Origin of the sequence: Duganella sp. LjRoot269, assembly GCF_964254095.1 — a bacterium.
Lineage (GTDB): Bacteria > Pseudomonadota > Gammaproteobacteria > Burkholderiales > Burkholderiaceae_D > Rugamonas > Rugamonas hordei.
Window position 1 is genome coordinate 5,171,431 of record NZ_CAXUSL020000001.1, and the last position, 20,562, is coordinate 5,191,992.

General features: G+C 64.6%; 22 protein-coding genes. 4 read left to right on the forward strand and 18 right to left on the reverse strand.

Annotated features, from left to right (window positions below):
* Position 1: 1 nt before the first annotated feature.
* Positions 2-2,032 carry a 2Fe-2S iron-sulfur cluster-binding protein gene (locus ACSQ3S_RS23125; protein ID WP_436143906.1) on the reverse strand — a complete coding sequence of 677 codons (2,031 nt, stop codon included), beginning with the start codon at positions 2,030-2,032 and terminating at the stop codon, positions 2-4.
* A 12-nt stretch (positions 2,033-2,044) separates the two neighbouring features.
* Positions 2,045-2,668, reverse strand: a complete 624-nt coding sequence (locus tag ACSQ3S_RS23130) for a glutathione S-transferase family protein (RefSeq protein WP_413449158.1) — start codon at positions 2,666-2,668, stop codon at positions 2,045-2,047.
* A 122-nt stretch (positions 2,669-2,790) separates the two neighbouring features.
* Here ACSQ3S_RS23130 and ACSQ3S_RS23135 point away from each other — a divergent pair, with 122 nt between their 5' ends.
* Positions 2,791-3,693 carry a LysR family transcriptional regulator gene (locus ACSQ3S_RS23135; RefSeq protein WP_436143907.1) on the forward strand — a complete coding sequence of 301 codons (903 nt, stop codon included), beginning with the start codon at positions 2,791-2,793 and terminating at the stop codon, positions 3,691-3,693.
* A 6-nt stretch (positions 3,694-3,699) separates the two neighbouring features.
* On the opposite strand, the gene ACSQ3S_RS23140 is transcribed toward ACSQ3S_RS23135, so the two are convergent.
* A complete protein-coding gene (locus tag ACSQ3S_RS23140; protein ID WP_436143908.1) occupies positions 3,700-4,599 on the reverse strand; it encodes a DMT family transporter in 900 nt (299 codons plus the stop codon).
* Between the two features lie 147 nt (positions 4,600-4,746).
* On the opposite strand from ACSQ3S_RS23140, the gene ACSQ3S_RS23145 reads away from it, so the two are divergent.
* The 3 genes from ACSQ3S_RS23145 to panC are packed head-to-tail and all read left to right on the forward strand — an operon-like array spanning position 4,747 to position 6,771.
* Entirely contained in the window at positions 4,747-4,956 is a 210-nt protein-coding gene (locus tag ACSQ3S_RS23145) for a DUF3460 family protein (RefSeq protein WP_176651675.1), read from the forward strand.
* A 19-nt stretch (positions 4,957-4,975) separates the two neighbouring features.
* Entirely contained in the window at positions 4,976-5,881 is a 906-nt protein-coding gene (locus ACSQ3S_RS23150; protein ID WP_176651676.1) for a segregation and condensation protein A, read from the forward strand.
* 50 nt (positions 5,882-5,931) lie between these two features.
* Positions 5,932-6,771, forward strand: coding sequence for a pantoate--beta-alanine ligase (panC, locus tag ACSQ3S_RS23155; RefSeq protein ID WP_176651677.1), 840 nt, complete (start codon positions 5,932-5,934; stop codon positions 6,769-6,771).
* On the opposite strand, the gene ACSQ3S_RS23160 is transcribed toward panC, so the two are convergent.
* The 15 genes from ACSQ3S_RS23160 to ACSQ3S_RS23230 form a co-directional block, all read right to left on the reverse strand.
* Positions 6,768-7,118, reverse strand: coding sequence for a hypothetical protein (locus tag ACSQ3S_RS23160; RefSeq protein ID WP_436143909.1), 351 nt, complete (start codon positions 7,116-7,118; stop codon positions 6,768-6,770). The genes panC and ACSQ3S_RS23160 overlap by 4 nt on opposite strands.
* 63 nt (positions 7,119-7,181) lie before the next feature.
* Positions 7,182-8,390 (reverse strand): EAL and HDOD domain-containing protein, encoded by a 1,209-nt coding sequence (locus tag ACSQ3S_RS23165; protein WP_436143910.1) that lies wholly within the window; start codon positions 8,388-8,390, stop codon positions 7,182-7,184.
* 23 nt (positions 8,391-8,413) lie between these two features.
* Entirely contained in the window at positions 8,414-9,058 is a 645-nt protein-coding gene (gene cheZ, locus ACSQ3S_RS23170) for a protein phosphatase CheZ (RefSeq protein ID WP_176651680.1), read from the reverse strand.
* A gap of 2 nt (positions 9,059-9,060) precedes the next feature.
* A complete protein-coding gene (gene cheY, locus ACSQ3S_RS23175) occupies positions 9,061-9,450 on the reverse strand; it encodes a chemotaxis response regulator CheY (protein ID WP_008450066.1) in 390 nt (129 codons plus the stop codon).
* Between the two features lie 133 nt (positions 9,451-9,583).
* Positions 9,584-10,663 (reverse strand): protein-glutamate methylesterase/protein-glutamine glutaminase, encoded by a 1,080-nt coding sequence (locus tag ACSQ3S_RS23180; protein WP_176651681.1) that lies wholly within the window; start codon positions 10,661-10,663, stop codon positions 9,584-9,586.
* 37 nt (positions 10,664-10,700) lie between these two features.
* Positions 10,701-11,300, reverse strand: coding sequence for a chemoreceptor glutamine deamidase CheD (gene cheD, locus ACSQ3S_RS23185; protein ID WP_176651682.1), 600 nt, complete (start codon positions 11,298-11,300; stop codon positions 10,701-10,703).
* A gap of 9 nt (positions 11,301-11,309) precedes the next feature.
* Entirely contained in the window at positions 11,310-12,179 is an 870-nt protein-coding gene (locus tag ACSQ3S_RS23190) for a CheR family methyltransferase (protein ID WP_436143911.1), read from the reverse strand.
* Between the two features lie 51 nt (positions 12,180-12,230).
* On the reverse strand, positions 12,231-13,952 hold the full coding sequence (locus ACSQ3S_RS23195; protein WP_436143912.1) for a methyl-accepting chemotaxis protein: 1,722 nt from the start codon (positions 13,950-13,952) through the stop codon (positions 12,231-12,233).
* Positions 13,953-14,070: 118 nt separating this feature from the next.
* Positions 14,071-14,559 (reverse strand): chemotaxis protein CheW, encoded by a 489-nt coding sequence (locus ACSQ3S_RS23200; protein WP_176651685.1) that lies wholly within the window; start codon positions 14,557-14,559, stop codon positions 14,071-14,073.
* Positions 14,560-14,577: 18 nt separating this feature from the next.
* Positions 14,578-16,776 carry a chemotaxis protein CheA gene (cheA, locus tag ACSQ3S_RS23205; protein WP_353403007.1) on the reverse strand — a complete coding sequence of 733 codons (2,199 nt, stop codon included), beginning with the start codon at positions 16,774-16,776 and terminating at the stop codon, positions 14,578-14,580.
* 45 nt (positions 16,777-16,821) lie between these two features.
* Complete coding sequence (locus ACSQ3S_RS23210) at positions 16,822-17,187, reverse strand: response regulator (RefSeq protein ID WP_008450079.1); 366 nt, start codon at positions 17,185-17,187, stop codon at positions 16,822-16,824.
* Positions 17,188-17,253: 66 nt separating this feature from the next.
* Entirely contained in the window at positions 17,254-17,802 is a 549-nt protein-coding gene (locus ACSQ3S_RS23215; RefSeq protein ID WP_176651687.1) for a chemotaxis protein, read from the reverse strand.
* Between the two features lie 31 nt (positions 17,803-17,833).
* Entirely contained in the window at positions 17,834-18,781 is a 948-nt protein-coding gene (motB, locus tag ACSQ3S_RS23220; protein ID WP_176651688.1) for a flagellar motor protein MotB, read from the reverse strand.
* A 51-nt stretch (positions 18,782-18,832) separates the two neighbouring features.
* Positions 18,833-19,693, reverse strand: coding sequence for a flagellar motor stator protein MotA (gene motA / locus ACSQ3S_RS23225; RefSeq protein ID WP_176651689.1), 861 nt, complete (start codon positions 19,691-19,693; stop codon positions 18,833-18,835).
* Positions 19,694-19,835: 142 nt separating this feature from the next.
* Positions 19,836-20,558 carry a class I SAM-dependent methyltransferase gene (locus tag ACSQ3S_RS23230; protein ID WP_413449168.1) on the reverse strand — a complete coding sequence of 241 codons (723 nt, stop codon included), beginning with the start codon at positions 20,556-20,558 and terminating at the stop codon, positions 19,836-19,838.
* Positions 20,559-20,562: the final 4 nt, after the last annotated feature.

The window sequence follows — 20,562 nt, forward strand, 5'->3', positions numbered from 1 at the left end:
GTCAGAGGTCCAGCGCGATGGCCGCGCTACCGGCGGCCGGGATGGCGGAGCATATCAGCACCTGCCCTGCATCCGCCTGAGCGCCGCAGTCCCGGATGTACTTGACCGCTCCGGACCCGATGCCGACCGCGCAGGTACCGCACGCGCCGGAGCGGCAACTGAATTCCGCCGGTATGCCTTTGGACTCGGCCAGCTCCAGCAGGCTGCCCGCGCTGCCGTCCCACAATGCCGAAATGCCCGACCTGGTGAACTGTACCGGCACGGCCGCGGCCACCTCCGGCGACCTTGCATCGCGCCGCACACTGGCCGGACCGAAGGCTTCAAACCGTATGCGTTCGTCGGCGACATTCAGGCTGCGCAGGCCGTCGTACATCTGCTGCATGAACGGCGCAGGACCGCACAGGTAGAAATCGTAGTCGTCGAATGGCAGTTGCGTTTTCAGCCACGCCAGGTCGATGCGACCGGCGCTGGCCTTCCAGTTGGCGATGTCGCCGTTGAACGCGGCAGCGTCGCCCTCGCCGCTGTAGCGTATGTGGACGTTGAGATTGCGGTGTCCGGCCGCCATTGCTTGCAAATGCTCCCCGAACGCCTGCTCGCGGCGGTTGCGGGCGCCGTGGAAGAAATGGATGGGGTGCCGATGGCGCGTGCGGCTGCCGTTCACCAGCAAGCCGTTCAGCATGGCGATCATGGGTGTGATGCCGATGCCTGCCGACAGCAGCACGGCCGGGCGTCGCGTGCCCTCCTCGAACGTGAAGTCGCCGCCGGGGCCCATCAACTCGATGCGCGCACCCGGTGCCAGATGATCGTCCAGCCAGGCGGAGACGGCGCCGTCGCGCTTGACGCTGATGCGGTAGCGGCGGCCATTCGGAACATCGGACAAGGTGTAGCTGCGTACCAGCGGCATGGCCGATCCCGCAGCGCCTGCAGCCAGGCGTACAGAAATAAACTGGCCCGGCACGTGCGCGGCCAAGCCCACACCGTCGGCGGGTTCGAAGTAAAACGAACGCACAGTGTCGCTTTCCCGCACAACCTCGGTCACGGTGAACGGCCGCCACTTGCCGGTCAACGCGGCGGCGTCGAGCGCACTGTCCGCCTCGGCCCAGGTGCCGGTGCGTGCTACCTGCGCGGCGGGTTTGGGTGCGCTCCAGCGGAACGGCAGCGCGCCGACATTGCGCACCACTTGCCGCACATGAAAACGCAGCAGCCGCTCCGCGCCGGCGAAGGCCCGCACTTGCGGACCGTCCCAGATAATCTCCGCTTCCACCGCCACGTGCAGCATGTCGCCGCGTTCGAAGTCGATGAACAGCAAGCCCGCGCGCGGATGGCTGAGCAGGTTGCCGGTCGTGTTGAAGAAGAAGTTGCCGACGAATTCGGGCGAGGTCAAGGTGCGGTCGTCGTCGATGCGCACGAAGCCCGGACGTCCGCCGCGATGCGAGACATCCGCCCCCTTGCCCTTGCCCGCCTTGTCATCCAGATTGGCGCTGGCGATGAAGAAGGTGTCGGCGCGGGCGATCAGCTCTCGGTCCTGCGCACTCAGCTGGGCACCGCGCAGCACATGCACTTCGCGCGCGGCCGGCGCCGGCGTCGCGGCACGGTCTTGGATGTATTGCGGGCAGTTGCCGAAGCTTTGCGACACCGCCACCCGCATGCCTCCCTCGTCCACCGACGTGATGACGCCGTTGACGCGGTTGCGCCGCCGCGTGGACGGCACCAGTCCCAATCCCCCGAAGTGGACGCCGACGCCCAACTGGTCTTGCAACGGATCGCCGGCCAGCATGCCGCCGGCGATGTGCAGCGTGCGCGCGTCGGGCGTCGATACGAAGCCGGGATCGCTGGCCAGCACCGTGGCCCACGGCTGCCCTTCAGCATCGAGCGCACCGATGAAAAACATCGGCAGCTCGCTGAAGAATTGGCGATGCTGATCGGGCATGTAGTCGCGCACCCCGGCCGCGCCGGCACCGGCCATCTGCTCGCGCACGCCCACGCGCTGCTGGATGGTCAGCTCGCCGGCATGAAATGGGGACGCGTCCATGGCCGGCCTCGCTTAAATGCCTTCGGGCGCCACGCCGGCTTTGGTGGCGGGCATCGCCACAAAGCCCGGCAGCGCGCGCACGTTGGCCAGCCAGGCGCGGATGTTCGGATACGGCTTGAGCGACACGCCGCCTTCCGGCGCGTGCTCGACGTAGCTGAACGCGGCGATGTCGGCGATGCTGGCGTGGTCGCCCACCGCGTAACGGCGGCCGGCCAGCTCCGCCTCCATCACGTCGAACAGGCGTACCGAGATGGCTAGTGCCCGCTCATGATCGAGCGGCGCGCCGAACACCGTCACCAGCCGCGCCGTGCAGGGACCGTAGGCGATCTTGCCCGACGCGTTGGACAGCCAGCGCTGCACCTGGGCCGCCGCCAGCGGTTCGCGCGGCAGCCAGCGGCCGCTGTCGTCGTATTTGGACGCCAGGTAGACCAGGATCGCGGTCGAGTCGGGCAGCACCACGTCGCCGTCCTCCAGCACCGGCACCTCGCCGAACGGGCTGCGCGCCAGATGCTCGGGCGAGCGGTTCTGCCCCGCCCTCATGTCGATCTGGACGAATTCGTAGGGCAGCTTCAGCAGGCTGAGGAACAAGCGCACACGGTGGGTGTGGCCGGAAAGCGGCGTGCCGTAGAGCTTCATGATGGATTTCCTATGTGGATGGACAGATGCAGCCAGTATATTCAGACGGCTTCGTGCTGATAAGCTGGACAAAACAGGAATCTCAGTTCACTCTAAGTGGACAATCACTCTCCGCACGCACCATGGCCGATTTAAGCACCATCAACCTGAACCGCCTGATCACCTTCGTCGCCGTGGTGGAATCGGGCTCGCTGACTGCCGCCGGCGAGCGGCTCGGCCTGGCCAAGTCCATGGTCAGCAAGCACATGCAGCTGCTGGAGACCGAAGTCGGCGTCAGCCTGCTGCTGCGCTCGACCCGCAAACTGGCGCTGACCGAGGCCGGCCGCGCATTCTACGAAGCCAGCCGACAGTTGCTGCGGCAGGCCGAACAGGCGATCGAGCAGGCCCGCACCGGACGCGACATCCCGCAAGGCACGTTGCGGGTGGCCGCGCCGATCGACTACGGCGTGATGGTGGTGGCGCCCGTGCTGACGCAGCTGCGGGAGCGCTATCCGGCGCTGAAGGTGGAGCTGGTCTGCGGCGACAGCCTGATCGACCTGATCGCCGAGGGCATCGACGTGACGGTGCGGCTGGGCAAACTGGCCGATTCGGGCTATATGGCGGCGCGCGTCGGCGGCATGGTGCGCCTGCTGGTCGCCAGCCCGGAGTTCGTGGCGCGGCACGGCATGCCGGCCAACCCGCAGGCGCTGGCGCCGCTGCCCTGCATCGCGCTGACGGTGCTGCGGCAACCGGCCACGTTCACGCTGGAGGACGGCGCCGGCAATCATAGCGAGGTGCGGATGCAGAATATCGTGTTCTCGACCAACACCGCCTATGCCTGCCGCGCCGCCGCGCTGGCCGGCGGCGGCGTGCTGCGCGCGACCTGGTTCTCGGTGCGGGAGGATGTGGCCGCCGGCAGGCTGGTGCGGCTGCTGCCCGAGTGGTCGCTGCCGGAGGGCGATATCCACGCGGTGTTCCCTGCTTCGCCGCATCTGCCGCAGAAAGTGCGGGTGTTTATCGACGCGCTGAAGGCGGCGGCGGGCTAGTGGATTCTAGCGTCGCGCCGAGACGATGATGCCGCCGACGATCAGCGCGAACGCTGCCACATGGTAGCCATGCGGCGCCTCGCCCAGGAAGGCAGACGACAGCAAGGCCGTGAACAGCGGCGTCAGGTTGACGAAGAACGCGCCGACCGACGGCCCGGCCGCCTGCACGCCCGCGCCCCAGCAGCGGAAAGCGATCACCGCCGGCCCGACCGACACGTAGACCAGCGCCGCCGCCAGCGTCCAGCTCCATTGCACCGGGATCGCGCCCAGCGCCCATTCCCCGGCCGCGAAGCCGCCCGACCACAGCACGCCGAACGCCACCTGCGCCAGCAGGAAGGCGGCCCAGTCGGCGCGGATGGCGGCCGGTTCCTTCGCGCGGGTCAGCAGCCAGCTGTAGAGCGACCAGGCGATGGTGGCCAGGATCATGAACAGGTCGCCCGCCACCAGCCGCAGTTCCAGCACGTGGCGCCACTCGCCGCGCGCCAGCACCAGCACCACGCCGGCGATCGACAGCACGGCGCCGGCCACCTGGCGCCGGCTCACCGGCACGCCGAAGAACAGCCAGCCGGTCAGCATCATCCACACCGGCATGCCGGACGCCACCAGCGTGACGTTGATCGGCGTCGAACTCTGCAACGCCATGTATTGCAGCGCGTTGTACATGCCGATGCCGAGCAGGCCCAGCAGCGCGTACTGCTTCCAGTAGCGCCACATGCCGGCGTCGCGCCGGAACACCGGCCCGGCCAGCGGCAGCAGGATGCAAAACGCGATCAGCCAGCGCAGGAAATTGAGCAGCACCGGCGGCAGCATGTCGTGCACCAGGCGGCCGACGATGGCGTTGCCGGCCCACAGCAGCGGAGGCAAAGTCAGCAGGAAAACGGTTTTGGGCGTCAGGCGATGGGTCATTTTTCTATTTTTTCGTGATAACTATGCAACATTACGTCCCGAGCATACCCGATTCCGCCGTTTCCGGCTGAAGGCCGGCGATAGAATTAGCGCCCGGCCGCCGCGGCGCGGTAAAATACAAGTTGCTGATCCACCCACTTAGAAAATATGAAACTCTCTAAACAACATTCGATGTACGAATCCGATCACACCCTGTTCATCAAGGCGCTGAAGGAAAAGAATCCGGGCATGGAAGAAGGCCAGCAAAAAGGCCGCGCGCTGCTGTGGGACCGTCCGCCGGTATCGCTGGACGAGCAGGAGCGCCAGATGAAATCGGCCATCAAGCAACAAGCTTACGTCTACCAGAACAAGGTCTAAGCATTCCGGGGCGGCAAGGATGTTGCCAGACGACACGGTTGAAACGCAACCGCCGGTAGCCGACCTGGTCGGCGAGGCGGAGGCCGCGCCGTCGCCGGAGCTGGCGGAAGCGGCCGAGGCGGACGCCGCCGCCATCACCACCGAGGTGTCGGCCCTGGCCCGCTTGTACGGCGAGCCGATGCTGAAAATGCCGACCGACCTGTACATCCCGCCCGACGCGCTGGAAATCTTCCTCGACGCCTTCGAAGGCCCGCTGGACTTGCTGCTCTATCTGATCCGCAAGCAAAACTTCAACATCCTCGACATCCCGATGGCGCAGCTGACGCTGCAATACCTGAAATATGTCGACCAGATCCGCCTGTCCAACCTGGAGCTGGCGGCCGAATACCTGCTGATGGCGGCGATGCTGATCGAGATCAAGTCGCGCATGCTGCTGCCGCAGCGCCAGTCGGACCTGGAAATCGAAAGCGACGACCCGCGCGCCGAACTGGTGCGCCGCCTGCTGGAATACGAGCAGATCAAGCTGGCCGCTTACGACCTGAACACGATCCCGCAGGTCGATCGCGACTTCGTGCGCACGCAGATATTCATCGAGCAAAGCCTGGTGCCGACCTGGCCGGACGTGGCGCCGATCGACCTGCAGCAAGCCTGGCTGGACGTGATGAAGCGCGCCAAGCTGACCCAGCACCACAAGATCAGCCGCGAGGAACTGTCGGTGCGCGAGCACATGACGGGCATCCTGCGGCGCCTGCAATCGAGCCGCTTCGTCGAGTTCGCCGACCTGTTCGACATCGCCGGCGGCGTGCCGGTGGTGGTGGTGAACTTTGTCGCGCTGCTGGAGCTGGCCAAGGAAACGCTGATTGAAATTACCCAGGCCGAGCCGTTCGCGCCCATCTACGTGCGGCTCGCGTACTCGCCGGCCTGAACGGCCGCCCTCCCCCGAATTCCCATTACCGCTCATAGCGAACACATGTCATGAAAATCATCACTTCCATAGAAGAATTGCGCGACCAACTCAGCGGCCAACTGCGCACCGCCTTCGTCCCGACGATGGGCAATCTGCACGAGGGCCACTTGTCGTTGATGCGGCTGGCGCGCAAGCACGGCGACCCGGTGGTCGCGTCGATCTTCGTCAACCGCCTGCAGTTCGGCCCGAACGAGGATTTCGACAAGTACCCGCGCACCTTCCAGGCCGACGTCGAGAAGCTGGAGAAGGAAGGCGTGTACGTGCTGTTCGCACCGACCGAGAAGGATCTGTACCCGGAGCCGCAGGAGTACCGTGTGCAGCCGCCGGACGGCCTGGGCAACACGCTGGAGGGCGAATTCCGCCCGGGCTTCTTCAACGGCGTGTGCACGGTGGTGACCAAGCTGTTCTCGTGCGTGCAGCCGCGCGTGGCCGTGTTCGGCAAAAAGGATTACCAGCAGCTGATGATCGTGCGTAACATGAGCCGCCAGTTCGCCATGCCGACCGAGATCATCGCGGCCGAGACGTATCGCGCCGACGACGGCCTGGCGCTGTCGTCGCGCAATATGTATCTGTCGGAAACGGAACGGGCGGAAGCGCCGGCGCTGTACCAGACCTTGAATTTCGTGGCCAATGAAATGCGCTCGGGCCATCTGGACGTGTTCCAGCTGGAGCACAAGGCGATGGACGACCTGGCCAAGCGCGGCTGGAAACCGGACTACATCTCGATCCGCAAGCGCAACGACCTGCAGCCGCCCAACGCCGGCGACCTGGCGCAAGGCGCGCAACTGGTGGTGCTGGCCGCCGCCAAGCTGGGCTCGACCCGTTTGATCGACAACCTGGAAATTTAAGGCTTAGGCGGCACAGCGGGCGCCACCGGCAGCACGCTGACGCCCTGCGGCGTGACCTGGATGATCACGGCCGGCACGGTCGCTGCCGGCGCCGGCGTCTTCGGCACCGCGTTGTTCAGCACAAAGGTCATCACCGTGATGAAAATCGCGATCGTGGCGATGAAGGTGCCCACCATCCATTTGACCAACTGCGACACCGCGCTTTCGACGGTGCTGACGATTTTGGCTTCCACCGCCACGCGCATCTCGCGCATGGACTCGCGTATCGCCTCCGTGCGCTCGTCAAGCACAGCCCGGATGCCATCCACCTTGGCATCGATATAGTCTTTGTCGGAATTCGCATTCATAGGCCGATGATCCGCCTCACAATCGGCGGTGTCAATGTGCGCACGCGTGACGGTTGACGCGGATCAGGCTGCGACGTTTTGCGCCCAGGCCAGCGCGGACAGGTGGGCTTTGTTGACGTCTTCCGGGCTCAGCTTGAGCGAGGCGGCCAGCGAGGCGACCAGGTCGGAATTGAGTTCGCACGCTTCGGCCAGCGCCAGGTAGGGGCCGTATTTGCCGCTGCGGGTGAGCAATGCGGCGACCACGTCGTCGGACAGCTGGATATTGGCCAGCACTTCCTGCATGGTGATGCCCAGCAGCCGGTCCAGCAGCGAAAACATGCCCGCCACGAAGATGTTTTCCGCTTCGCTCCTGCCCAGCGCGGCCTGCCCCAGCAGTTCGGCCAGGCGGCCGCGCACCACCGCCGTCTCCAGCAGCACCGGCGAGTAGCCGGACGTGCTGGCGGTGGCCAGCAGCAAGGTCAGCCAGCGGTACAGCGGTGTGTAGCCGAGCAGGGTCAGCGCCTGCTTCAGCGACTGGATCTCGCGCCCGGCGCCGAAGCCGGCCGAGTTGATGAAGCGCAGCAGTTTGTACGACAGGGTCGCATCGCGCTTGAGCACGGCCTCGAGCTGGACGATGTCGGCGTTCTGGCGCACCATCTGCATCAGCTGCATGATGATGGTCTGCGCCGGATTCAAGCCCTTGGAGTCGCTGCTGGGGCGCGGCGTCAGGTGCAGCTTGCCGACGAAGGCGTTCAGCCCCAGCGCGGCGCAGGCGTCGAAATCGCCCCAGTTGCTGACCGGCCGCGCGACCATGCCCACCGACGATTGCTTCAGCGCCGCATAGGTGCGCGCCTGGGCGCCGACGTCGGCGCCGGAAAAGCGCACTTCCACATACGAGGCGATGGTCGGCAGGCGGCTGCCGATGCGGGTCAGGTCGGCCTCGCGCAGCAGGATGCCGACGCCGCCGGCGCGCAGCGCCTGCACGGCGGCCATGGTGTCGGGATTGGCCAGCTCGGCGGTACGGATGGACAGCACGGTGCGCTCGGGCGGCAGCTGATGCAGGGCGTCGGTCGACAGCATCGCCGGCACCGCTTCAAGGAACAGGATCTTGTCGCGCAGCAGCCAGCCCTGGTCCTCGTCGTTGACCTGCTCGGCCACGAAGCCGATCAGCAATTCCAGTTCGTCCGGCGTCGACGGCGCACCGCCGGGCCGCTGCCAGGACAGTTCATAGCCAACCACCCTCTGCTTGGCGTCCAGCAGCGGTTCACGGACGAGGAAATTGGTTTGGTGCATGGTTATCTATGAAAGACAGCGGATCAGAAACCCAGGCTATCGAGCAGATCGTCCACCTGCTCCTGGTCGGCCACCACGCCTTCGCCGGTCGGATCGATTTGCGGTCCGTTCAGCAAGCCGTTGTCGAGCTCCTTCTTCATCTGTTCAGGCGCGAAATCGATCAGCATCTGCACCAGCTGCTTTTCCAGGTTTTGTGCGATCGAGGTGACCTTCTTGATCACCTGCCCGGTCAAATCCTGGAAATCCTGCGCCATCATGATGTCCATCAGATGGGCCTTGGTCTGCGTCGCGCCGTCGGCGGCGCCGTCCAGCGCGGCGACGGTTTGCTGCGCCAGCGCCTGCCACTGCGGGTCCGGCGCGCCGGCCGCCAGCAGGCCGTTCCACGAGGCGCTCAGCTGCCTGGCGTCGCCGCCTATCCGGTCCTGCAGCGGACTGGCGGCATCGGTGGCGTTTAACACTTTCTGCGCCGCGTCTTCGCTGAGGCGGGCGACGTAATCGAGGCGGTCGCGGGCGTCCGGGATGTCGGATGCCGCTTTTTCTATCAATTTATCCAGGCCCAGCCCGCGTAAGCTTTCATGCAAGGCCCGCGTCATGTGACCGATACGCGACAAAAACTCCTCATTCGGATCCATCGCGACCGCGGCGGATCCGCTGTGTTGCTCAACCATTATCAAGCTCCGAGCTTCTCGAAGATCTTGTTCAGCTTTTCATCCAGCGTTGCTGCGGTGAATGGTTTAACCACATAGCCGTTGGCGCCTGCCTGGGCAGCCGCGATGATGTTTTCCTTTTTCGCCTCGGCGGTCACCATCAGCACCGGCAGCTTGGCCAGCGCGGGATCGGCACGGATGTTTTGCAACATCGTCAAGCCGTCCATGTTCGGCATATTCCAGTCGGACACGACGAAGTCGAACGATTCAGCGCGCAGCTTGGCCAGCGCCATCACGCCGTCTTCCGCCTCATCGACATTGGCATAACCCAGTTCTTTCAACAGATTCCGGACAATGCGGCGCATCGTCGAAAAATCGTCAACAACTAAAAATTTCATCTTTGGATCAGCCATGAATTACTCCGTTGTTTCTCTACGCGGTGGTTGTTAATAGTATCTACGTGCCAGCAAGTTGTAGGATAGCATTTTCGTTGCTTTAAGGCGAACAAAGTAGCAGTAAAACGTCAAACAGGGGCATTTATACCCTTTATACCCGCAAAGCCCGCATGCCGTGGGCCGCCAGGTAACCCAGCACCATGCCCGGCAGCGCCTGCAGCGCGCCGACTTCGTGGGCGGCGCCGATGGCGATCGCCTCGCGCGGCATGCCGAACACCACGCAGCTGGCCTCGTCCTGGGCGAAATTATACGCGCCGGCGCCCTTCATCTCCAGCATGCCGGCCGCGCCATCCTTGCCCATGCCGGTCAGGATAACCCCAACCGCGTTTTTACCGGCGCACTGCGCGGCTGAACGGAACAGCACGTCCACCGACGGCCGGTGGCGGTTGACCGGCTCGGCCTGGTCGATGCGGGTCATGTAGTTGGCGCCGCTGCGGGTCAGGTACAGGTGCGAGTGGCCGGGGGCGATGTAGGCGTGGCCCGGTAGCACGCGCTCGTTGCCCTGCGCTTCCTGCACCGAGATCTTGCACAGGCTGTTGAGGCGCTTGGCAAACGAGGTGGTGAAGCCTTCGGGCATGTGCTGGGTGATCAGGATGCCGGGGCAGTCGGACGGCATCTGCATCAGGAACTCGCGGATCGCCTCGGTGCCGCCGGTGGAGGCGCCGATGATGATCAGCTTTTCCGACGAGGTCAGCGGATTGCGCAGCTGCGGCAGCTGGGTCTGTCCGCCCTGGCCGTCGGCGCCGGCCTGCGGCAGCACGCGCGCGCGCACCCGCGCCTTGGAGGCGGCGCGGATCTTGTCGGTGATCAGGTCGGTGTACTCGCGCATGCCGGCCTGGATCGAGATCTTCGGCTTGGTGACGAAGTCGACCGCGCCCAGTTCCAGCGCGCGCATGGTGATCTCCGAGCCGCGCTCGGTCAGCGACGACACCATCACCACCGGCATCGGCCGCAGCCGCATCAGTTTTTCCAGGAAGTCGAGGCCGTCCATCTTCGGCATCTCGACGTCGAGCGTCAGCACGTCGGGGTTGTGCTGCTTGATCAGCTCGCGCGCGACCAGCGGATCGGGGGCGGCCGCCACCACTTCCATGTCGGGCTGGCTGTTGATGATCTCGCTCATCACGCTGCGGATCAGCGCGGAATCGTCGACGATCAGGACTTTGATCTTCATAAAACACTACTTTCCGGGCCCTATGCCCTCAATTCGGTCAGAACAGGTCGATCTCGCCGCCCACCGGCGCCACCTTGAGGCGGCTGGCGTACTCGATCTCGCGCTTGGCCAGCGTGTCGTTGTGGGTCTGCATCAGCTTTTTCACCAGCACCTTGCCGGTGCGGGGGAAGAAATACACCTTGCGCGGGTGGATGTCGTTCAGGTCCTCGGCCACCACGCGGATTTTCTCGACCTTGAGGAAGTTCAGCACGAAGGCGGCGTTGCGCTCGCCGACGTTGATCGCGGTGAAGCCCTTGAGCACGGCGCCGCCGCCGAACACCTTGGCCTCCATGTTCTCGCGCTTGGCGCCGGCCTTGAGCAGGTCGTTGATCAGGATTTCCATCGCATACGTGCCATAGCGCGCCGAGGCCGACACCGGGCTGCCGTTGTCGCCGCCGCCGTCGGGCAGCATGAAGTGGTTCATGCCGCCCAGGCCGGTGACCCGGTCGCGGATGCAGGCCGACACGCAGGAGCCGAGCACCGTCACGATCAACATATCCTTGTTGGTGAAGTAGTACTCGCCCGGCAGTATCTTGGCGGCTTCGCAGTCGAACGTTCTATCGTAATAGACGTTCGTGGCAAATTGTTCGAGATCCATTTTTTATTCTCATGTGCGTTGCGATGCTTTTTGGGCAGCACCACGGTGTTGATCGTCCAGCTCGTACACCGTCTTGCCGCGTAGTTTGAGCGACTCCGACACGTAGAGGAAATTCTCCGAATGGCCCGCGAACAACAGGGCGTCCGGTTTCATCAATGGGACAAAGCGGGACAGTATTTTACGCTGAGTCGCCTTGTCAAAGTAAATCATCACGTTCCGGCAAAAAATCACATCGAACTGGCCGCTGATCGGCCAGTTGTCGGCCAGCAGGTTCAGCTGCTTGAAAGTGATCATGTTGCGCAACTCCGGCCGCACGCGCGCCATGCCTTCGCGGTCGCCCTTGCCCTTGAGGAAAAAGCGGCGCGAACGCTCGGGCGACATCTTGTCCAGCCGGTCCATGGTGTAGACGCCGTTGGCGGCCGTGGCCAGCACATTGGTGTCGATGTCGGTGGCGATGATCTGGCAGTTCGGCGTCAACGTGTTGAACGCCTCGCAGACGGTCATGGCGATCGAGTACGGCTCCTCGCCGGTCGAGCTGGCCGAGCACCAGATGTTGAGGGTCTCGCGCTTGCCCTTGATATGTTCGGCCAGCAGCGGGAAGTGGTGCGCCTCGCGGAAGAACGAGGTCAGGTTGGTGGTCAGCGCGTTGGTGAACGACTCCCATTCCTCGCCCAGGCGCCCGGCCTCGAGCTCGTCCAGGTATTTGCCGAACGAACCGATGCCGGTGGCGCGCAAACGCCGCGCCAGACGGCTGTACACCATCTCCTGCTTGCTGTCAGCCAGCGAGATGCCGGCCCGTTTGTAGATCAGGCCGCGGACGCGTTCGAAGTCCTTGGCGTTGAAATCAAACTCTTTGACGGTGTCTTTGGTTTGCGGCATATGTTAAAACCTTTATTTGTATCCACTAACAATGCCCGCGGCGGCGTCTTCTTAAAACTCTTCCCACTCCTCGCCGGCAGCCGGCGCCGGGGTGGCCAGTTTTTTCGGCGCGGCCGGACGGGCCGCGGCGGCCACGCGCGGCGCCGGCGCCGGTGCCGGTGCGGCCACCGCCGCACGCGGCGCCGGCCGCGGTGCCGGCGCGCGGGCGGACGAACGATGCGCCTCGTCATCGGCCAGCTTGAAGATGCTGACCGCCTGCGCCAGCATCTGCGCCTGTTCCTGCATGCTCTCGGCCGCCGCGGCGGCCTGCTCCACCAGCGCGGCGTTTTGCTGCGTCATCTCGTCCATCTGCGTGATGGCCTGGTTGACTTCCTCGATGCCGTTGCTCTGTTCCTGGGTGGCGGCGGTGATCTCGCCCATGATGTCGGCCACCTGGCGGATCGACGTCACGATCAGGTCCATGGTCTGGCCGGCCTCGTCGACCAGCTTGCTGCCGGCGTCGACCTTGTTGACCGAATCGCCGATCAGTTCCTTGATTTCCTTGGCCGCGCCGGCCGAGCGCTGGGCCAGGTTGCGCACCTCGGACGCCACCACGGCGAAGCCGCGGCCCTGCTCGCCCGCGCGGGCCGCCTCGACCGCCGCGTTCAGCGCCAGGATGTTGGTCTGGAACGCGATGCCGTCGATGACGCCGATGATGTCGACGATCTTGCTCGAGCTGGCCTTGATCGAGCCCATGGTTTCGACCACCTGCGACACCACGGTGCCGCCCTTCTCCGCCACCGACGAGGCCGATACGGCCAGCTGGTTGGCCTGGCGCGCGTTGTCGGCGTTCTGCTTGACGGTGGAGGTCAGCTCTTCCATCGACGACGCCGTCTCTTCGAGCGAACTGGCCTGCGACTCGGTGCGCGCCGACAGGTCGGCGTTGCCGGAGGCGATCTCCTGCGACGCGGTGGAAATCATCTCGGTGCCGTTGCGCACGTCGCCGACGGTCTTGGACAGGCTGTCGTTCATGTCCTTGAGCGCCTGCAGCAGCTCGCTGGTCTCGTCCTTGCCTTCGACCTGGACCTGCGAGGTCAGCTCGCCGGCGGCCACTTTCTGCGCCACCTCGACGGCGCCGGCCAGCGGGCCGGTGATCGAGCCGGTGATGACGGCCGCGCAGGCGATGCCGAGCACCACCGCCACCGCGCCCAGGCCGAACAGCATCATCATCAGGCTGCGGTCGGAGCTGACCGAGCCGTCCATCACTTCCTTGGCGTTGGCCTGCTGCATGTCGACCAGCTTGTTGATCAGCGCCAGCGTCTGCTGGTTGAGCGGATCGATGCGGCCGGAAATGACCTTGGCCGCGCCTTCGCTGTTAAACGCCAGCACCTGGCCGATCGCCTCCTTGAACGCCTTGTCGACGTCGACGTCGAGCGCGGCGATGTCGGCCAGCGCCTTCTTTTCAGCGTCGTTCAGGCCCAGCGCCTTCAGGTCGACCTGCGCCTTGTCGTAGCGGGCGCGCTGGTCCTTGACCTTCTGTTCTTCCTTCTGCATCAGGCTGACGTCCGACTGCAGGCCGATGTTGCGCATGGCGATGCCGGTCTCCAGCATCGCGCTCTTCATGGCGCCGGCCTGCAGGTTCTTCGCGGTCGACAGCTCGAGGCCCTTGGTCAGCTTGCTCTTGTTGCTGTAGTTCAGGTAATTGGTCATCAGGACCATCGCCACCAGGATCAGCAGTATGCTGCCGAAGCCTATCCTGAGGCGGGCGCCGATTTTGAAGTCGCGTAAATTCATCTTGTTCTCCCCTATGCTGTCTATGCTTGCTCGCCGGGACCTGCTCGCGAACCCCGGATGTGTGTGGTCACTGGCGCGCACTCTCTGGGCGCTGCCTTGGTACTGACGGCGGCGTGGCTTAGGCCGCGATCTGCTCCATCAAGCCCATCTCGGCGCTTGACATCAGCTTGTCGATGTTGACCAGGATCAGCATACGCTCATCGATGGTGCCCAGGCCAATCATGTAGTCGGTGCTGAAGGCGGTGCCCATCTCCGGCGCCGGCTTGACCTGCTCCGGCGTCAGGGTGGTCACGTCCGACACCGAGTCCACCACCATGCCGACGATGCGGCCGCTGATGTTGAGGATGATGACCACGGTGAACTGGTCGTACACCGGCGAGCCGAGGTTGAACTTGATGCGCATGTCGACCACCGGGATGATGATGCCGCGCAGGTTGATCACGCCCTTGATGAACTCCGGCGCGTTGGCGATGCGGGTCACCGCCTCGTAGCCGCGGATCTCCTGCACCTTGAGGATGTCGATGCCGTATTCCTCCGAGCCCAGCGTGAACGCCAGGTATTCGTGGCCGGCGATCTCGTTTGCTCCGGTGGTTAGTACCTCTGCCATGATGGTTTCCTTGGTGGATTAGCTAAAAATCTGCTCGTCGGCGAGCTGACGGGATGAGCGTATCAATGCGGCGACATCGAGGATCAGCGACACGCCGCCGTCGCCCAATATGGTGGCGCCGGAGATGCCGGCCACCTTGCGGTAATTCGATTCCAGGTTCTTGACCACCACCTGCTGCTGGCCGACCAGGTCGTCGATGAACAGGCCGGCCTTGCGGCCGTCGGTCTCGATGATGACGACGATGCCCTGGCACGGGTCGGTGAAGCGCGGCGTGATGTCGAACATCTGGTACAGCGGCACCAGCGGCAGGTATTCGCCGCGCACCTTGATCACGCGGCCCTTGCCGGAAATTTCCTTGACGTCTTCCGGCGCCGGCTGCAGCGATTCGATGACAAAGCCCAGCGGCAGGATGTAGACCTCCTCGCCGACGCGGATCGACATGCCGTCCAGGATCGCCAGGGTCAGCGGCAGCGAAATCGAGATCGTGGTGCCGAAGCCCTTGGCCGAGCGGATGTCGACCACGCCGCCCATGGCGGTGATGTTGCGCTTGACCACGTCCATGCCCACGCCGCGGCCGGACACGTCGGTCACCTGCTCGGCGGTCGAGAAGCCGGGCGCGAAGATCAGCTGCCAGACGTCGGCGTCGCTCATGTTGTCGCTCAGCGGCAAGCCGTTCTGCTGCGCCTTGGCCAGGATCCTCTCCCGGTTCAGGCCGCCGCCGTCGTCGGACACCTCGATGATGATGTTGCCGCCCTGGTGGGAGGCCGACAGGAACAGCCGGCCCGAGTCGCTCTTGCCGGCCGCGCGGCGCACGTCGGGCATCTCGATGCCGTGGTCGATCGAGTTGCGCACCAGGTGGGTCAGCGGGTCGACGATGCGCTCGATCAGGCCCTTGTCCAGTTCGGTGGCCGCGCCGTTGGTGATGAAATCGACCTTCTTGCCCAGCTTGGCCGCCAGGTCGCGCACCATGCGCGGGAAGCGCGAAAACACGAAGTCCATCGGCATCATGCGGATCGACATCACCGCTTCCTGCAGGTCGCGCGTGTTGCGGGTCAGCTGGCTGACGCTGTTCAACAGGCGCTCGTGCACCATCGGGTCCAGCGTGTCGACGCGCTGCTCGATCATCGCCTGCGTGATCACCAGCTCGCCCACCAGGTTGATCAGCTGGTCGACCTTTTCGATCGACACCCGGATCGACGACGATTCGGCGCCCGGTCCGGGGCCGCCCTTTTCCTTCTCTTCCTTCTTGGCGGCCTTCTTTTCCTCTTCGACGACGGCCTGCGCCGGCGCCGCCTCGGCGACGATGCCGGCGGCCGCGCGGATCTGCTCGACCGGCTGGAAGAAGCCGTAGCCGCGGGCGTCGTCGGCGCCGGCGTCGGCGTTGGCGCGGATCTCGTCCAGCGGCTGGAAGAAGCCGTAGCCCTCGCCGCTGCCGCTGGCGGCCGGGTGCAGCTCGGCTTCGTCGAAGAAGCCGTAGCCCAGGTCTTTCTCGACTTTCGAGCGCTCGGCGTTTTCCAGCCGCGCCTGCTTGGCGTCCAGCGCCGGCAGCTCGGTCACCACCATGTCGTCCGGGTTCAGCACGAACGAGCAGATGGCGATGATGTCGTCCAGGCTCTCGTGCGTGGTGACCACCATCGCGTTGCGCTCCTTGTCCAGCGGCGTGATCGAGACGTGGCCCATCAGGCCCAGCTCGGCGCCCAGCGCGGTGACCTCGCGGTGCGCCATGGCCGGCAGCTCGAGCCGGTAGCGGCGCCCGCCGCTGTGGTCGACCGCCCTGGTCTCGGCCGCCTGGAACGACGGCGCCACATGCGCCATCGCCGCCAGCGGCATGTCCTGCGCCAGCGACTGCAGCATCATGCGCACGTCGCCGACCGCGTCCTGGTCGACCGCGGCGCCGTGGCGGTGGCCGTCCAGCTGCATCTTGAGGATGTCCTTGGCCGCCAGGAAGGCGTCGACGTGCTCGGACGTCAGCGCCATCTCGCCCTTGCGGATGCGGTCGAGCAGCGTTTCCAGGATGTGGGTCACCTCGGTCATGTCGGTGACGCCGAACGTCGACGCGCCGCCCTTGACGGAATGGGCGGTGCGGAAGATCGCGTTCAGATCCTCTGGGTCCGGATGGTCGACGGTGACGGCCAGCAGCAGCCGCTCCATTTCAGCCAGCAATTCCTCGGCCTCATCGAAAAAGACCTGGAAAAACTGGCTTATATCGATGGTCATGGTGATACTCCGTAAAGTTCGCTCAGCGTCATTGCATGCGCCCTATCAGCCGATGACCTTCTTCACTACCTCGATGAGCCGCTGGGGATCGAAGGGCTTGACCAGCCAGCCGTTGGCGCCGGCGGCGCGGCCCTTGGCTTTCATTTCGTCGGACGACTCGGTGGTCAGCATCAGGATCGGGGTCTTCTGATACGCCGGCAGCTCGCGCAGCAGCTTGATCAGCTGCAGGCCGTCCATGCGCGGCATGTTCTGGTCGGTCAGCACCAGGTCGACGCTTTGCAGCTTGGCTTTTTCCAGCCCGTCCTGGCCATCCACCGCCTCGACCACCAAGTAGCCGGCCGCCTTCAGGCTGAAGGCGACCATCTGGCGCAGGGAACTGGAATCATCAACTGCAAGTATTGTCTTGGCCATCTTTGCTCTCACTCTATATATGCCGGACACGCTGTCCGTCTTTAAAACAATCGGTAGGTTGCGGCGTCAGAACAGTTCGATGTCGCCGCTCTCCAGGTGTTGTTGGCTGACCGCCTTGCGCAGCACGCTGCGCAGCTCCAGGCTCTGGATCGCCAGCGCCATGCTGACCTTGCCCAGCAGGGCGACGATTTCCTCGTTGTCGCTCTCGGGCAGCATCTCGGCGCCGTGCGCGCCCAGCGTGCCGAGGAACTCGCGCAGGCCGGTCACCCGCTTCAAGGTGCGGTCGATCAGCTGGCTCGTCATGTCCTGGAACTGCAGGCTGGTGATGGCGGCGTTGACATAGGCGCCGACGTTGCCCTGCAAGGCCTCGAGCTGCTCGCGCTGCTCGGGCGTGGCGGTGCCGCCCTCGAGCAGCAGCTTGATCGTCGCCTGCTCGGCCTCGACCGCCTGGTGGATGGCCATGAAGTTGAAGGACAGCTTTTCAATCGCCTCCTCCAGCAGCAGGCCGGTCTGGATCAGATCGGTCTCGACTTCGGTCAAATGCTTGCGCCCATGGTCAGACACGCCCGACAGCAGGCGCTTGACATGGGAGCCCAGGATTTTTTTTCTCGTCATAACACTCTCGTCGTTCTACTCTTCTACTGTCTTACTTGCGCACCGGCGGTCCGGCCGGCGCCGTTGCCGCGGCCGGCGCCGCGGCGCCGTCGTCGGCGCCCACCTCCATCTGCCGCACGCCGTCGCGCATGACGTTTTCCTCGGTGCGCTTGTTCATCACGATGATGCTGATGCGGCGGTTGATCGGGTTGAACGGGTCGGCCTTGTCGAGGTTGGCGGCCGAGGCCAGCCCCACCACGCGCAGCACCTTGGCGTCGGCCATGCCGCCGGCGATCAGCTCGCGGCGCGAGGCGTTGGCGCGGTCGGCCGACAATTCCCAGTTGCTGTAGCCGGCGTCGCTCAGGTAGGGCGTCGAATCGGTGTGGCCGGACAGGCCGATCTTGTTGGGCACGTCGTTCAGCACAAAGCCGATCTCGTGCAGGATCTCGCGCGTGTACGGCTGCAGCTCGGCCTTGGCCAGCGCGAACATCGGCCGGTTCTGCTCGTCGACGATCTGGATCCGCAAGCCCTCGCTGGTGATGTCGAGCAGCAGCTGCTTCTTGTACTTGTTGAGCAGCGGGTTCGACTCGATCTTGGCCTCGATCTTTTCCTTCAGCGCCTTCAGCCGCTGCGCCTCCTCGGCCTCCAGCGCGGCCTTGGCGGCCGTCAGGTTGAAGGTTTTCTGGATGGTCGGATCGTCGCTGGCCTTGACCTGGCCGTCGCGCCGGGTCAGGTCCTTGCCGCCGCCGGGGATCACCGACGAGCTGTCGCCGCTGCCCGAGCCACCCTGCATGGCCACCTTCAGCGGCGTCTTGAAATATTCGGAGATGCCGTTGAGGTCGCCCTTGGTGGTCGAGCCCAGCAGCCACATCAGCAGGAAAAACGCCATCATCGCCGTCACGAAGTCGGCATACGCGATCTTCCACGCGCCGCCATGGTGGCCGCCGCCGCCCTTCTTGATCCGTTTGACGATGATCGGCCGCAAGCCTTCTTCAGCCATGACGTTTCCTCAATGCGTAGACAATGGCGAGCATGATACCGGCTACCGCGCTCACTTGGACTTCGATTTCTTGATGTGATCCTCTAACTCGGCAAACGACGGCCGCTCGGTCGAGTACAGCACCTTGCGGCCAAACTCGACCGCCAGCGCCGGCGCGTAGCCGTTCAGGCTGGCCAGCAGGGTGACCTTGACGCACTGGTACATCTTGGTCGATTCCTCCAGCTTTTGCTCCAGCAGGGTCGACAGCGGACCGACAAAGCCGTAGGCCAGCAGGATGCCGAGGAAGGTGCCGACCAGCGCGTGCGCGATCAGGATGCCCAGCTCGGCCGGCGGCAAGCCCACCGATTCCATCGTATGCACCACGCCCATCACCGCCGCCACGATGCCGAACGCCGGCATGCCGTCGCCCAGCTTGGCGATCGCGTGCACCGGCACGGCGCCTTCGTGGTGATGGGTCTCGATCTCGTTGTCCATCAGGTTTTCGATCTGGAACGCATCCATATTACCCGACACCATCAGGCGCAGGTAGTCCGTCATGAATTCAACGATGTGGTGGTCTTCCAGCACGCTCGGATACTTGCTGAACAGCGGACTCTGGTCCGGGCCGTCGATGTCGCCCTCGATCGACATCAGGCCTTCCTTGCGCACCTTGGACAGGACGTCGAACAGCAGCGACATCATTTCCATGTACAGATCCTTGGTGTAGCGCGAACCCTTGAACAGCGTCGGAATGGCGGCCAGCGTGGCTTTCAGCGCCTTGCTGTTATTGCCGACCAGGAAAGCACCGGCCGCGCCGCCGCCGATCATCAGCAGCTCCAGCGGCTGCAACAGCGCGGCCAGATGCCCGCCGTTCAACGCGAAACCGCCAAACACGCCGACGCAGACGATTACATATCCAATGATGACTAACAAGTGCGCTGACTCCCCAGAGCGAAATCGGTGGCTGTCCCGGCGCAATCCAGACTAACAAACAGCCGATTTCAATAAATTTACATGTAGAACTACAATAGCGTGAGTCGGGGGGGACGGGCAAGTGAATAACGCCAAATGATGCTTAAAAGTACCAAATGTAGAGGGCGTCGCCACCCTGTGTGGCGTGGATGGTCTGATCGGGCGCGCGGGCGTCGATAGCAAATTCGTAGCTGATCAGCATGGACCCGGGCCGCATTTCGGCCGCCGCCTTGCGCCACAATCCGGCCATGGCGGCCGGCGACAGGTAGGCGAACACGGCGTCGTAACGGGAGAAGTCGAGGTTTTCGTAGTCGCCCAGCAAAAACCGGGCGCCGCTGCCGGCCAGGCGCGCGCGCAGCCGGCTGACCAGCCATGGCAGCGGCGCCAGCTCGATGCCGCCGCAGTCGGCGTCCGGCCGCAGCCGCGCCAGATACAGCACCAGTCCGCCGAGGCCGCTGCCGATATCGATCAGCCGCAGCGGCCGCCCCGGCGGCAACGCTTGACCTACCGCATGCCAGACCGCGGGGCCGGACGGGTAATACGGCACTTGCGTACGAAACGTCGACCAATACAAACCCAGCAACACCAGGAACACGGCCAGGAACAGCCACGACGGCAGCTGCAGCGCCAGCGCCGCCAGCACCGCCGGCGGGAACAGCAGCTGGATGCCGCGCCACCAGACGGCCAGCCCCAGCCGCCACGTGATGGCGGCCGCCAGCGCGCCCTGCACCACGGCGACGGTCAGATAACTCATGGGAAAATGCGCGCTGGCCAGCAGATACACGATGGCCAAGGTCAGCGGCGCGGCGCCGCATTGGATCAGCAGCGCC